This window comes from Acinetobacter sp. NIPH 1852, from assembly GCF_022549455.1.
Classification (GTDB): Bacteria; Pseudomonadota; Gammaproteobacteria; order Pseudomonadales; family Moraxellaceae; genus Acinetobacter.
Map to the genome: position 1 here is coordinate 24,567 of NZ_JAKZGG010000014.1, position 14,973 is coordinate 39,539.

13 protein-coding genes are annotated in these 14,973 nt (G+C 42.9%); 7 read left to right on the top strand and 6 right to left on the bottom strand.

Translation table 11 applies throughout. The features are described from left to right. Positions 1-30: 30 nt before the first annotated feature. The 5 genes from ftsW to MMO38_RS11885 form a co-directional block, all read right to left on the bottom strand. Positions 31-1,224: a putative lipid II flippase FtsW gene (gene ftsW / locus MMO38_RS11865; protein ID WP_005194692.1), complete on the bottom strand. Its 1,194-nt coding sequence runs from the start codon at positions 1,222-1,224 to the stop codon at positions 31-33. A 10-nt stretch (positions 1,225-1,234) separates the two neighbouring features. Next, entirely contained in the window at positions 1,235-2,593 is a 1,359-nt protein-coding gene (murD, locus tag MMO38_RS11870; protein ID WP_241323661.1) for a UDP-N-acetylmuramoyl-L-alanine--D-glutamate ligase, read from the bottom strand. 199 nt (positions 2,594-2,792) lie between these two features. Beyond that, complete coding sequence (locus tag MMO38_RS11875; RefSeq protein WP_241323662.1) at positions 2,793-3,044, bottom strand: DUF6587 family protein; 252 nt, start codon at positions 3,042-3,044, stop codon at positions 2,793-2,795. A gap of 75 nt (positions 3,045-3,119) precedes the next feature. Beyond that, positions 3,120-4,973 (bottom strand): ferrous iron transporter B, encoded by a 1,854-nt coding sequence (locus tag MMO38_RS11880; protein WP_241323663.1) that lies wholly within the window; start codon positions 4,971-4,973, stop codon positions 3,120-3,122. Further along, a complete protein-coding gene (locus MMO38_RS11885; protein ID WP_034594829.1) occupies positions 4,970-5,230 on the bottom strand; it encodes a FeoA family protein in 261 nt (86 codons plus the stop codon). The genes MMO38_RS11880 and MMO38_RS11885 overlap by 4 nt, the downstream gene beginning before the upstream one ends. Before the next feature lie 151 nt (positions 5,231-5,381). Here MMO38_RS11885 and xerD point away from each other — a divergent pair, with 151 nt between their 5' ends. The 4 genes from xerD (at position 5,382) to thrC (ending at position 9,932) form a co-directional block, all read left to right on the top strand. Next, entirely contained in the window at positions 5,382-6,302 is a 921-nt protein-coding gene (gene xerD, locus MMO38_RS11890; protein ID WP_241323664.1) for a site-specific tyrosine recombinase XerD, read from the top strand. Between the two features lie 134 nt (positions 6,303-6,436). Further along, positions 6,437-7,252, top strand: coding sequence for a DsbC family protein (locus MMO38_RS11895; protein ID WP_241323665.1), 816 nt, complete (start codon positions 6,437-6,439; stop codon positions 7,250-7,252). A 129-nt stretch (positions 7,253-7,381) separates the two neighbouring features. Beyond that, positions 7,382-8,683, top strand: a complete 1,302-nt coding sequence (locus tag MMO38_RS11900) for a homoserine dehydrogenase (protein ID WP_004668219.1) — start codon at positions 7,382-7,384, stop codon at positions 8,681-8,683. A 109-nt stretch (positions 8,684-8,792) separates the two neighbouring features. Continuing rightward, the gene (gene thrC, locus MMO38_RS11905; protein ID WP_004668218.1) at positions 8,793-9,932 is read left to right on the top strand and encodes a threonine synthase; all 1,140 of its coding nucleotides are present in this window, start codon (positions 8,793-8,795) and stop codon (positions 9,930-9,932) included. 66 nt (positions 9,933-9,998) lie between these two features. Here thrC and pbpG read toward each other — a convergent pair whose 3' ends face one another. Beyond that, positions 9,999-11,063, bottom strand: a complete 1,065-nt coding sequence (gene pbpG, locus MMO38_RS11910) for a D-alanyl-D-alanine endopeptidase PBP7/8 (RefSeq protein WP_004668215.1) — start codon at positions 11,061-11,063, stop codon at positions 9,999-10,001. 209 nt (positions 11,064-11,272) lie between these two features. On the opposite strand from pbpG, the gene MMO38_RS11915 reads away from it, so the two are divergent. The 3 genes from MMO38_RS11915 to MMO38_RS11925 are packed head-to-tail and all read left to right on the top strand — an operon-like array spanning position 11,273 to position 14,944. Continuing rightward, entirely contained in the window at positions 11,273-11,908 is a 636-nt protein-coding gene (locus MMO38_RS11915; RefSeq protein WP_241323666.1) for a response regulator, read from the top strand. An 18-nt stretch (positions 11,909-11,926) separates the two neighbouring features. Continuing rightward, positions 11,927-13,492, top strand: coding sequence for an ATP-binding protein (locus MMO38_RS11920; protein WP_241323667.1), 1,566 nt, complete (start codon positions 11,927-11,929; stop codon positions 13,490-13,492). A gap of 21 nt (positions 13,493-13,513) precedes the next feature. Continuing rightward, entirely contained in the window at positions 13,514-14,944 is a 1,431-nt protein-coding gene (locus MMO38_RS11925; RefSeq protein WP_241323668.1) for a sigma-54 dependent transcriptional regulator, read from the top strand. Positions 14,945-14,973: the final 29 nt, after the last annotated feature.

Consider the following 14,973-nt stretch of genomic DNA (forward strand, 5'->3'; position numbering starts at 1 on the left):
CTTAGGGCTTTTTGACTTTTTAGATATCAACTAGAAATTTGATTCTTCTTTGACAGGATTTAGCTCTTGTGTGGATGCATCAATTTTTAGAATCAAACTAATCATTGCCGCACACATCATCAACGAAGTACCACCATAACTAATAAATGGCAGTGTTAGACCTTTGGTCGGCATCAAGCCCATATTCATGCCCGCATTTACCAAGATTTGTAGCAAGAAAATAATACTAATCCCATAGGCCAAATAGCCAGCACGCAAGTAATTATGCTGCAAAGCACGATGTCCGATTTTGATACAACACGCCAACATGGTAAAAGACAGGATCATGACCAAGGTCACCCCAACAAAACCAAACTCCTCACCAAGCACAGCCAACATAAAGTCAGTATGCGCTTCAGGAAGATAGGAAAGCTTTTGTACACTATGACCTAAACCCGTTCCAAACCACTCGCCACGCCCAAATGCCATCAGCGCGTTAGATAGCTGATAACCCACACCCAATGGATCTGCCCACGGATTGGTAAAGGAAAGTAAACGTTGAAAACGGAATGGCTCAAAAATAATCAGCGCACTAATGCCTGCTAAAATCGCACCCAACATGATCAAGAATTGTGTCGCAGGTGCACCAGCTAAGAAGAACACACCAACCATCATCAACACGATCACGACCGTTGCACCGAGATCGGGTTCCGCTACGATGAAGCCAACCGTTAAAGCCATCACACCACTTAAACGTAACAATCCCTTCCAATGCGTTCGAACCTCTTTGGCACGGCGCACCACATAATCAGCAGTAAAAATAGCCATCACAATTTTGGCAATTTCTGTTGGCTGCAAGGTAAAACTGCCGACCTTAATCCATCGATGTGCACCATTTACTTCAGTACCAACCAGCAATACTGCCAGTAATAAAGCCATGGTGATGAGCCACAATAGAAATGCATTTTTGAACCACAGATTCATAGAAATTCGATAGGTCAGAAAAGCCACCACACCAGCCACACAAATCGAAATACCATGACGAATCAAAAAGTAAAATGGGTTCTCATGTATATATTCAGCATAAGGCATTGATGCAGATGCCACCATCACCGAACCGAAACACAATAAAGAAATAACACAGAAAATGAGTAGATTACGTGCCGTCATTTCTGCTGGAAGTTTTGGCAGACGACTCAATAATTGCGAAATTTTTTGTGCCGTATTTTGGGCTAAATCAGCCATAATGTTGTTCCTAGTTTTTATTTTCATTCAAGGCATGTACACATGCCACGAATTGATGTCCACGGTCATTGTAGCTTTTAAACATATCAAAGCTAGCGCATGCAGGAGAAAGTAATACAACATCTTCCGCCTGAGTGACTTTCTGAGCAAGCTCTACCGCTTCTTTTAAGTTACTGACATGTTGGATGGCCGTCGTACCTTGTAACGCTTGTTCAATCATTGCCGCATCTTCACCGATCAGTATCACTTTCTTTACGTATTTTTGTATTGCATTACGTAGCGGTTTGAAATCTTGCCCCTTGCCTTGACCACCCATGATCAATGCCAGTTTACCTTTTTGGGCTTCAATAGCAGCACCTAGACCGTCGATAGCAGCCAGTGTTGCACCGACATTGGTCCCTTTAGAATCATTGTAATAACGCACACCATCGATCGTTTCAACGTATTCACAGCGATGCTCTAAACCTTTAAAGCTTTTCAGTGTTTCAAGCATCGATGACGTTGCTAAGCCAATGGCCTCACCAAGTGCCAAACAAGCCAAGGCATTGGCGATATTGTGCATGCCCTGAATATAAAGTTCTGAACTTTTGATTAAGCGCTCACGCCCACGTGCCAACCACATGCCCCCATCGGCCTCTCGAAGCACCCCATATTGATTCAAATCAGGTGCATTCAACCCAAAATTTTGCATTGGCGTTACATCAGGAACTAAAGGACGACTCAAACTATCATCGCGGTTATACACCACCTTTTTTACACCTTGGAAAATACGATGCTTGGCTTTGTGGTAACCCAACATATCACCATGACGATCTAAATGATCTTCACTCATATTGAGCAACACCGCGACTTCAGCATTGAGATTCGAGGTGGTTTCAAGTTGGAAACTGGAAAGTTCCAACACAATCAATTCAGGTTGATCTTTGAGTAAATCAAGCGCTGGACGTCCAAGATTACCGCCTACAGCGACTTTTTTACCTGCATCAGCGGCCATCATACCGATGAGAGTGGTCACTGTGCTTTTTGCATTTGATCCCGTAATCGCAACGATTGGGACTTCAGTCGCGCGACGAAGCAGTTGAATATCACTTACCACGGGGATGCCTTGGGCAATCGCTTGTTGAAGCTCGGGTAATTGTGGCGCAAGACCAGGACTTAAAATAATTTCTTCGGCTTGAAGCAAAAGATCGGTATCTAATTTTCCGAAACTTGTTCGAACATTTTCAGGAATTTGATCGTGTCCTGGGGGCGTTGTTCGGGAGTCCGTTACTGCAACTTGGTAGCCTTGTTCATGTAGAAAGTTTACTGCTGACACGCCTGAAATACCCAAGCCAGCCACAACTTTTAATCCACCACGTTGTATTAACATTTTTGCCCCATTTATTACGGATCACGGAATGGCAAAAATGTTAGCACTTTACTGTTTTAAATGCTTTTTCAGTTTTGGTTTTATTCAGTCTTTTTTGTGTCAGTGCGTAAAAGTAGAGGGTGATGCACAGCATCCTGATATGAGGTCAGCAATCCTAAAAATTGCCCACATTCTCAAACATGAGCAATCATTATATTTCTTAACGCCATTTTACGGTTTGTACTGGCTCGGACTTTTTCGTCTCTTTGTCATCGGTAGCACAACCACAACCGCCACCACAACCCGCAACCATTTTAGGTTTCAGCCATGTTGCTAAACGCTGCCACCCAAAACGTTGACAGACGTTCGACAAAGCTAAAAATACTGAAGCTGCTGTTTTAGGAAATACCTTTTTAAAAACAATAACGGTACTCCATAGTACCAGTGCAGCAACAATTAAGTACTCAAACATAAGCCGCTCTCCAATGATCCCACCCCTTAAAAAAGGGCTGCGCTGCGGTTATCGCAGCGCAAGGGAAGATTACAATCACCCCCAAATGCTGGATGCAATTTGGTAAGTGAAGAAGGACATCAAATAAGCCAATCCAAACAGATAAGCTGTCATGATGGCCACATGTTTCCAAGAACCTGTTTCACGACGTACTGTTGCCAAAGTCGCGAGACAATGTGGCGCATAAATAAACCACACCAATAAAGACAATCCAGTTGCCAATGACCAGCCTGAACCATCCGCACTAATTAAGCTCGCCAAGCCCTCTGCAATTGCATCATCATCAGCGCCAGACAGTGCATAAACCGTACCCAATGCAGCAACCACCACTTCACGTGCAGCCATTGCTGGAATCAAAGCAATACAAATTTGCCAATTAAAACCGAGTGGTGCAAAAATAGGCTCCATCAAATGACCCAACATCCCTGCAAAACTATAATCAATCGCAGCGCGGGTTGCATCTTCAGGTGCTTGAGGGAAAGTACACAGAAACCAAAGTAAAATCGATAAAGCGAAAATGATTCCACCAACGCGTTTTAAGAAGATTTTACCTCGATCCAATAAACCAATTGCCACACTTCTGATATCGGGAATACGGTAACTTGGTAATTCGAGTAACAATGCATGCTGTGATTTATCCTTTTGTAAAAACTTGGTCACAAAGGCAACACACAACGCGCTAACAATACCCGCCATATATAAGCCGAACAGCACCAAACCTTGCAGATTAAAGATTCCCAACACAGTTTGACTTGGAATAAATGCAGCAATTAACAGTGCATAAACAGGTAAACGCGCGGAACAGGTCATCAACGGCGCAACCATAATCGTGGTAAAACGATCCCGATGGTCGCTAATACTCCGCGTCGCCATAATTCCGGGAATTGCGCAAGCAAAGCTAGACAATAACGGAATAAACGCACGCCCACTCAAACCGGCTTTAAACATTAACTTATCAAGTAAAAACGCTGCGCGCGGTAAATAACCTGATTCTTCTAATACCAAAATAAAGAAGAATAAAATTAAAATTTGTGGCAAGAACACCACCACACTACCTGCCCCAGCGATAATCCCATCAACCACTAAGCTATTCAGTAAAGGATTCGCAATCGATTCGCCCAACATCTCACCGAGCCAAGCAAAAAAGTCCTCGATGCCATCCATAAAAGGGGCGGCCCAAGCAAAAACCGCTTGGAACACGATAAACATCATCACGGCAAGACTAAGTAGACCTAAGACTGGATGCAAAAATATTTTATCGAGAAAATCAGTACGTTTATCTTCCTGATCAACGAAACTCACCACATCTTTGAAAATCACCTCGATTTTCTGATGATGCTCACCTGTCAAACCACTTAACTCAGTTTGCGGGATCGCATACTTTTCTTGATCCAAAGCGTGACGCAAATTCTCGATACCCGCACTACGAACAGCAACCGTTTCGACCACAGGTACGCCTAGGCGCTGTGAGAGCTTCTGTGTATTAATCTGGATACCGCGACGACGCGCCTCATCCATCATGTTCAATACAACCAGTATCGGCCGACCAAGCTCAATCATTTCCAAGACCAAGCCCAAGTGCAATTTCAAGTTGGTTGCATCTACGACACACAAAAAGGCATCTTGTTGCCCTTCTTCTGCAATTTTACCTTGGCAAACATCACGGGTGATTTCTTCATCTGGACTGGTTGCTTGTAAGCTATAGGTGCCTGGCAAATCCAGCACACGCACACTTCGACCAGAAGGCAATTGAAAGTGACCGACCTTACGCTCAACCGTTACACCCGCATAGTTGGCAACTTTTTGGCGTGTTCCAGTTAAATGATTAAATAATGAAGTCTTACCGCAGTTTGGATTTCCCACAAGGGCAACACGTAACGCATCACTCATGCAGGTGCTCCTTCAAGTTGAATTTCAATTTTATCGGCTTCAGCTTTACGCAATGCAAAGCGCGTAAAACCGATCTGGATGAGAATGGGGTCACCACCAAAAATACCTTTGGTCACCACTTGTACTTGTGTACCTGGCACAAAGCCTAAACTCTCTAAACGAACTGCCACAAGATCTGCATGTTCCGTTTCATCGACTGAGCGATTTACTTTGGTAATCATCGCTGTTTGCTTGACTTTTAATGCTGATAAACGCACCACTTTTCACCATAAAACCTTTTGCCCAAGTATACAGACAAATGAGAATAATTACCAAAAGCAATCTCAATGGCATTTACAATAAACCTCCAATCGACAAGCCTTCTGTTTTCTTTTACAGTGCCAACACATCATGCATATCTGAACGACCATGTTAAATAAAAAACCGCGTATCCCTGCCGCCGTGACCATTCCCGAACATTTGGGTTTCTTACAGGGTTTCCGTGATTATTTAGTGGCGCAAACCGTCAGTCCACATACCCGTAATGCTTATTTATCTGATCTGATTCAATGTAGTGAATTGCACAAAAATGGCGTATTACCACAATGGACGAGTGATGATATTGCAGATGTATTGATTGCATTGACCAAAGCAGGTAAAAGCCCCCGCTCTATCGCTCGTTGCTTATCCGCTTTACGTCAATTTTATAAGTTTCTAAGAGAACAAAAGCTCAGAGATGACAATCCTGTTGCCACCCATCAATCGCCGAAGATTGGTCGAGCATTGCCAAAGGATCTATCCGAACAAGATGTGGAGGCGTTGATTCATGCACCAGATATTAGCAATGCTTTAGGTCTACGTGATCGCGCCATGCTAGAGGTTTTATATGCTTGCGGTTTGCGGGTTTCAGAGTTACTCAATTTGCGTTTAGAACTCATTAATTTAAAACAAGGTTTTTTACGTATTACCGGTAAAGGCAATAAAGAACGCCTAGTACCACTTGGACAATATGCTTGCGAGTGGATCGAAAAATATTTAGCAGAATCTCGACCACAACTGTATAAGAGTAGTACTGATTATCTATTTCTAACCCAGCATGGTGGAATTATGAGTCGTCAAAATTTTTGGTATGCAATTAAACGCTATGCCCTACAAGCCAACATCCAAACTGAACTATCACCGCATACCTTGCGCCATGCTTTTGCAACCCACCTTTTGAATCATGGTGCTGATTTACGTGTCGTCCAAATGCTACTCGGACACAGTGACCTGTCTACCACACAGATTTATACTCATGTTGCGCAACATCGTATGCAAGAACTGCACAGCAAACATCATCCGCGCGGCTAAAATGACTTTTTATCTGGGAATCAACGAGAAGATATTCTCATTCACAGAGAGTCAGCAAGATTTAACGAAGTCATTTGATTTTTTTGGTATGCTTAGCCGCTTATAGAAATGAAAACGTACAAAAAAGGTTCTTTATGGTGTTTACTCGATCTCAGCTTGTACTTGCTTGTACATTAGCCTCAACCTTATTGGTCAGTGCTTGTTCAAAAGAAAATTCAGCACAAAAACAAGATACGCTCACAGCAAGCACACCTGCGACAGGTGAAGCATCCACGTTAAATGAGCGTAATGCACAACAACGTTTGGTCTCGACTTTAGAAAAGAATTTTAAAACTGCTAAAATTAACGCCAAAATCGTTTCAATACAAAAAACTGAAGTTCCCAACTTATTCTGGGTAAATCTTGAAGGTATGGGTTCTGTGTATGCCACCAGCGATGGTCAATATATTATTCAAGGTGACGTGATTCGCTTAGGCGACAAGCAATTGCATAATGTCAGTGAAGCATTGCAAGCCACTGAGAACAAAAAACACTTGGCTTCATTAAAAACTGAAGACCTGATTGTTTATCCAGCCAAAGGTGGTAAAGCCAAACATATCATTTATGTATTTACCGATTCGAGCTGCCCATACTGCCACCGACTCCATGAAAATATTCCTGCCATAAACGAAAAAGGCATTGAGATTCGTTATATTGCATGGCCGCGTGGTAATCAATTTATGCCAACCATGCAAGCCATCTGGTGTAGTAAAGATCGTAAAGCTGCATTTGACCAAGCGATTCAAGGCTTACCTGTTACAGCAGCCGAGTGTAAAAACCCAGTAAGCGACCAATACCAACTCGGTTTAAATATGGGTGTGAATGGTACGCCTGCAATTTATAACGTTGAGGGTGAGTATTTAGGCGGCTATATGACTGCGGATGAAATCGCTCAACGCTTAAACAAATAAGCCTTTTCTCTACTCCACCAAAAGAACGACTTGGGCGACAGATTAAAGATGATCTTAGCCCTAGTGTCGCTGCATTTTTTTAGCTATGATCAAGCTTCATTAAAATGATTGAATAAAATGGAGTGTGACGTGAAACCAGTTCGTCTGGCGATACTCGGTCTTGGTACTGTTGGTGGTGGAGCCCTTAAATTACTACAAGAAAATGCTGCTGAAATTAAACGCCGTACTGGTCGAGAAATTCAAATTACACACGTAGGCACCCGCCGTCCACGTCCAGATCTACAACTCGCAGGGATTCAGCAAAGCGCTGATTTGATGGAAATTGTACGTCAACCTGATGTTGATGTCGTTGTGGAAGTCATGGGCGGGATTCATCCTGCTTATGAACTGATTATGGAAGCCATTAAACATGGCAAGCAAGTCGTCACAGCAAACAAAGCCTTACTTGCTGAACATGGCAATGAACTGTTTAAAGCTGCTGAGGATAACGCGGTACAAATCGCTTATGAAGCAGCCGTTGCTGGCGGTATTCCGATTATTAAAGTGATCCGTGAAGGTCTTGCTGCCAACCATATCCAATGGCTCGCAGGGATTATCAACGGTACAGGTAACTTTATCCTCACCGAAATGCGCGAAAAAGGTCGTGCATTTGCAGATGTTTTGGCTGAAGCACAACAACTTGGTTATGCTGAAGCTGACCCAACCTTCGATGTTGAAGGAATTGATGCAGCACACAAGCTTACGATTTTAGCCTCTTGTGCTTTTGGTATCCCATTACAATTTAACAAGGTGTATACCGAAGGGATCAGCAAAATCACCGCGCAGGATGTGAAATATGCCGAAGAACTTGGTTTCCGTATCAAGCATTTAGGTATTGCTCGCCGCGCAGCCAATGGTATTGAACTTCGTGTACATCCAACCTTGATCCCTGCTGAACAGTTGATTGCCAATGTAAACGGCGTTAAAAATGCAGTGTTGGTACAAGCGCATGCCGTCGGTCCAACGCTTTATTACGGTGCTGGCGCTGGTGCAAGTCCAACGGCTTCTGCTGTCGTAGCTGATGTGATTGATATTGTTCGTGACATCTCGTATACCGAAGATGGTGCGGGGACCATTCCGCAATTGGCATTTGAAGCCTTAGCCGACATGCCGATTTTAAGCCGTGAAGAAATGACGACAGGATACTACATCCGTCTAAATGCCGAAGATCAGACAGGCGTACTGGCTGATGTCACCGCGATTTTAAGCCGTACAGGTATTAGTATTGATGCCATCATGCAACAATCTCGTCTAAAAGATTTGATCCCAATCGTGATCTTAACTGATCCAATTGTTGAATCAAAAATGGATGAAGCGCTTGCACAAATTCAAGCATTACCTGCAATTCATGGCGAAATCGTCAGAATTCGTTTAGAATCGCTCGATAGTTAATCAGGTTTTTAAATCCCCCTAAATCCCCCTTTTCAAAGGGGGGACTTGCACATCGTCAAGTCCCTTTTGAAAACAAAGATTTAAAATATCTATATATTGGAACACCATCATGTCGAATGCCAATCGTTATACTGGTCTTGTAGATCGTTATCGTGACCGTTTACCTGTATCTGCAACTACGCGTGCAATTTCTTTAGGTGAAGGTAATACACCGCTCATTAAACTCGAGAATATTCCACGTATTATTGGTAAAAACGTTGAAATCTACGTGAAATACGAAGGTCTGAATCCAACAGGTTCGTTTAAAGACCGTGGTATGACGATGGCGGTGACCAAAGCAGTTGAAGAAGGCTCTAAAGCGATCATCTGTGCATCTACAGGGAATACCTCAGCAGCCGCAGCAGCTTATGCAGCGCGTGCAGGCATCAAAGCATTTGTCTTGATTCCAGAAGGCAAGATTGCCATGGGTAAAATGGCTCAGGCAATGATGTACGGTGCGATTACCATGCAAATCCGCGGTAACTTTGATGATGGTATGCGTCTGGTCAAAGAAGTTGCGGATCAAGCACCTGTTACTATTGTAAACTCAATTAATCCTTATCGTTTGCAAGGTCAAAAAACCATTGCTTATGAAATCGTAGAAGCTTTGGGTCGTGCACCTGACTATCACTGCTTGCCAGTGGGCAATGCGGGTAACATCACTGCACACTGGATGGGTTATACCGAAGCGGTTGCAAATCAACCTGCTGATCAGTTTGAACAAGTGATTTATGATGCGGCTACAGATCAGTTTACTGGACCAAAACCAGAAGGCTTGCCAACGATGGTCGGTTATCAGGCTGCTGGCGCTGCACCATTCTTACGTGGCGCACCAGTAGAAAATCCAGAGACGGTTGCGACTGCGATTCGTATTGGTAACCCACAAAGCTGGAACCATGCTAAAGCAGTAGTACGTGATTCTAAAGGTTGGTTTGATGAACTAACGGATGCTGAGATCCTAGAAGCACAACGCTTACTTTCAATGTATGAAGGTGTTTTTGTCGAGCCTGCATCAGCAGCATCGATCGGTGGTGCAATCCGTGATCTTAAAGCAGGTAAAATTGCTGAAGGTTCTGTGATTGTCTGTACGGTGACAGGTAATGGCTTAAAAGATCCTGATACCGCGATCAAGCAATGCGCTGATGCTGTGATGTTGTCGATTGATGCTACGATGGATCAAGTGAAAGATTCGATTCTTTCTAATATGTAACCATCGCGTCTCATGACATAAAAAAACCAGTTGCATGCAACTGGTTTTTTATTTGTTCAATAATAATTAAACACGTTTTGGCAAAGTATTTAACCAAGTCAATAAATTGGTTGCATCACTATTTCGTGCTTGCGTACTTGGCGCACCCAATAACACCACAACCGCTGGACGTGAATTCACAGTAGTGTGCATGACCACACAGCGTCCCGCTTCATTAATATATCCAGTTTTAGACAAATTAATATTCCAACCACCATTACGTACTAAAGCATTGGTATTATTTGACTTCAGTACACGATAACCTAAATTAAAATCATAGGTCGGTGTGGTTGAAAACTGACGAATCAAGCCGTACTGTGATGCTGTACTGACCAGAATGCCTAAGTCACGTGCCGATGAAACATTGCCTGGATGTAAACCTGTTGACTCGACATAATGGGTCGCTGTCATTCCCAATTGTTTTGCTTTACTGTTCATCGCTGCATAGAAAGCATTACGCCCACCTGGATAAGTTCGCGCTAAAGCAGCAGCAGCAGGATTTTCTGATTTCATCAAAGCAAATAGTAATAATTCTGCTCGATTCATACTATCGCCTGCGCGTAGTGTGGAACTCGAGTTCTTCCCGCCTGCGCCAGCAAAATCGATGCTCTGTAAAGTAATTTCTTCAGACATGTTCAATCGAGCATCAGCAGTAACCACGGCTGTCATGACTTTGGTGATTGACGCGATTGGCAAAGCTGAGTTGGTATTTTTGCTATACAGCACTTCACCCGTTTGCGCATCCATCACCAATGCAGCGCGTGCATTGACTGAAGGCTGGCTGATTGAACCAGAAGTATCGCGTATCTGAACGCTTTGTTGTGGCGTTGCTGACGAGCTAATCGTAGCAGAGCCACCACTACGCAAGGTCGTCGTTACAGACGTAGAGCCTTGTGGACCAATATCCAATGACTCATCATCATTCATCAATTGATTGACATCACTGGCCGACCAGCTCAATGAAGCTGAACCATTGTCAATCGAAGACGCTGAATTGTTATTGACAACTAACTCAGCAAAACTTGTTGAGCTACAAGCCAACAAGATAGACATGCCTAAAACATGCATGACGGATTTTTTAGGATTTTTCACGACACAATACTCAACTCAGGATGCTGCACATTTGCGCTTACTATCATTATGCCTTACATTTGAGCATATTGGGTAAAGCTTTTATAGACACAATTGTGTACAACTATTCTCTTAAAATGAAGAATAGCATTGCTAATTTTGTCATTTCATTGCAAGCTAATTTTGCTTTATGTAACAAAAAACCAATTTTTTAATAAAAGGAGGTCTTCTTGATCACTGTTCTCGTTGTTGATGATCATGAACTCGTACGTACTGGTATTTGTCGTATGTTAGAAGACCACCCAGAAGTTGAGGTCATTGGACAGGCCGAATCTGGAGAAGACGCGATCGCTATTGTTCGCCAAAAACACCCTCAGGTTGTGCTTCTGGATGTAAACATGCCGGGGATTGGTGGTGTAGAAACCACACGACGCTTGTTACAAAGTGCTCCGGATACCAAAGTTATCGCCGTAAGTGGTCTAGCAGAAGAACCTTACCCTTCCCTTTTACTCAAAGCAGGCGCCAAAGGATATATCACCAAAGGTGCACCGATTGCAGAAATGGTTCGTGCGATTAACAAAGTGATGCTGGGTGGTAAATATTTCAGTGCTGACATCGCTGAGCAACTGGCCAGTTCTTATCTTTCTGATACGCAGCAATCCCCTTTTGATGCGCTGTCTGAACGTGAAATGCAAGTGGCGATGATGGTGGTCAACTGTATTAGCGCCCAAGAAATCGCTGACAAGTTATTTGTCAGTGTGAAGACCGTAAATACCTATCGTTATCGTATTTTTGAAAAACTGACAATTGATAGTGATGTCAAACTCACCCATCTTGCGATTCGTTATGGACTGATTAAACCTTAAAACCCTTGTGAATCGCCTATGTTGGGAAAAATTGCATCCTCAGTGTCACAAACCATTTACCAACTAGGCGCTTGGTATAGCGGATATCGTCTGATTATTTCCGTCAGCTTATTGCTCATTTACCTATTGACCGCCGAGCAACTGGCCAACAATTACATTTACCCGTCTTTATATTTCTATACGCTGATTGCTTATGTCACGCTCAATATCGGTCAGCTTTTATTTCTAAGATTGGTTCCATCACAAATCAGTAAGCAACTGATCTTGATCTTCATCATTGATGTGGTCTGCTTGAGTATCATCACCTTTTCGACTGGTGGCCCCAATCTGCAACTCAGCTTGCTCTACGTCATTATTATTTTTTCATCTGCGATCTTATTGGATGCCCGACTTTCCCTAATTATTACGCTTTTTGCTGTGATCATGGTGATTTACCAGCGCTTCATTGGTAACTTTCTTGATTACAACAACTTAAATCATTTAGGCAATAGTCTGCTGCTGGCATTTTTGTTTTTCGTGGTGTTTGCGATTGGGCGTATTGCAGTACAACGTTTTAATATTTTAGAAGCATTGACCTTTCATCAATCGATTGAAATTCATCAACTTCAAAATATTAACCGCTATATTCTGGAACAAATTGAAGACGGCTATTTGGTGCTCGATGAAAGCAATCATATTGTATTGACCAATCCCGCTGCCAACGCCTTATTGGGCATCCACGTGCCTGTCTCGACTGAAAAAACGCCCCTGATTAAGTGGCAACCCGATCTTTTTGAACTGATTAAATTTAGTGACTTAGAAGATGGTGAAGAATTTACATTTGAGTCACAACAGAGTCTATATACCGTCAACGTTCGGGTAAAACATTTAATCGTTCCTGAACAAGCATTGGTGTTGTTGGTATTAAAAGATGCGCAGAAGCTCACGCAACAAGTACAACAATTAAAATTAGCTGCGCTAGGTCAACTCTCGGCCAGCATCGCCCATGAGATTCGCAATCCTTTGGCCGCGATCGTACAAGCCAATGAATTATTCAAAGCCAGCGATGAGCATCAACAAGAAATGCTATCTCGTATGATTAGCAAACAAGCCAAACGGATTGACTGCATCGTGCAAGACACTTTAGCGATGGCACGTAGCAAACCAACAGAACCTCAAACGATTGAGCTGACCACATTCTTTGAAAGTCTATGCAATGAAGACTTAGCTGACGTCAAACACATGATTCAGCTGAATATTCCTGAAGATGTCAAAGTTCTATTTGATGACAAACAATTACGCCAAGTGCTGATTAATTTAATTCGAAATGGATTGCGTCATAATGCTTCAGATGCCCCTTATATTGAGGTCCAAGTTCAGCGCAATGAGGGGCGAACACGCATTGATGTCATCGATTTTGGTACTGGTGTTGCAAAACGTGACCTTTCTCAGCTGTTTAAGCCATTTTTTAGTACCGAAATTAAAGGAACTGGTTTAGGATTGTATCTGTCTCATACATTTTGTGAGGCAAATCATGCAAAGCTCACTTATGTAGAGCGACAACAAGGAGCATGCTTCAGGATTGAGTGCTCAATAATTAATTGATTAAATTAGGTTTTTCGGGGAATGACAACTAAACAACCACTCGTCTTGCTTGTAGACGATGAAGAGGACTTGTGTCTCTTAATGCAAATGACACTTGCACGAATGGGCATCAAGACACATCTCGCTTATCGGATTGAGCAAGCAAAAAAGTTTTTCACTGAGTTTCAGTATGATGCTTGTCTAACAGATTTGAACCTCCCAGATGGCAACGGTTTAGATTTAGTCAAACACGTCACTCAGAACCATCCCAACACACCCATCGCTGTACTTACAGCTTATGGCAATATGGACATTGCGATTGCAGCACTAAAAGCAGGTGCATTTGATTTTGTCAGTAAACCAGTCAATCAAAAGCATTTGGATCAATTGATTCAAAAAGCCTTGAATCGACCGCAACCTGAGCAAGAGGCAGCCGAAACAGCGTTAGAAAATAAACTGTTAATCGGGCGCTCGCCGCCAATTCAACAGTTACGGATCGCTTTAAAGAAAATTGCGCGTTCTCAAGCGCCTGTGTTTATTACAGGTGAATCAGGAACAGGCAAAGAGGTGGTTGCAAATCTGGTCCATCGTTTAAGCAATCGTAGTGAAGGGCCATTTATCGCCATTAACTGTGGTGCGATTCCAACTGAATTGATGGAGAGTGAGTTATTTGGGCATAAAAAAGGCAGCTTTACGGGCGCGACACAAGACAAACAAGGCTTAATTCTTTCTGCACACGGCGGTAGTTTATTTTTAGATGAAATTGCTGAATTGCCGTTGAATATGCAAGTTAAATTACTGCGTGCAGTACAAGAAAAGAGAATTCGCCCTGTCGGTTCGGATCAGGAAATTGATGTTGATTTCCGAGTGATTAGTGCCAGCCATCAAGACCTTGAACTACTGGTGCAACAAGGTCGATTTAGACAAGATTTATTTTTCCGTATTCATGTGATGGATATCGTACTTCCACCCTTACGTGAACGCGGACAAGATATCCTGTTATTGGCCAATCATTTCATCCAGAGAATTAGTCAGGAATGGGATTTATCGCCTAAATCCTTATCTACGCGTGCCGAGCAGTTCTTGCTACAGCAATACTTCCCTGGCAATGTCCGTGAATTGCGTAATATCATCGAACGCGCAATGACACTCAGCGATGACAACAGCATTGACCTCGCACACTTACAGACCGCACCTTTGCGCAGTCCGATCTCGATGCCAACAGCATCACTCTATACTCAAGAAGATGTTGAACCAGCACAATATTCAACCAGTCCAAGCACCAGTTCTAAAAAGCTTCCACCTGAAGGCTTAGAACGTTATTTAGAAAATATTGAGAAAGAAGTCCTGCTCAACGCACTAAACTTAACCCATTGGAATCGGACCTTAGCCGCTAAGAAATTAGGGATGACCTTCCGCTCTTTACGCTACCGTTTAAAAAAGTTCGGCTTAGATACTGAAGAGGATGAATAATTCTTAAAAAAATGAAGCCCCTGCTAAAT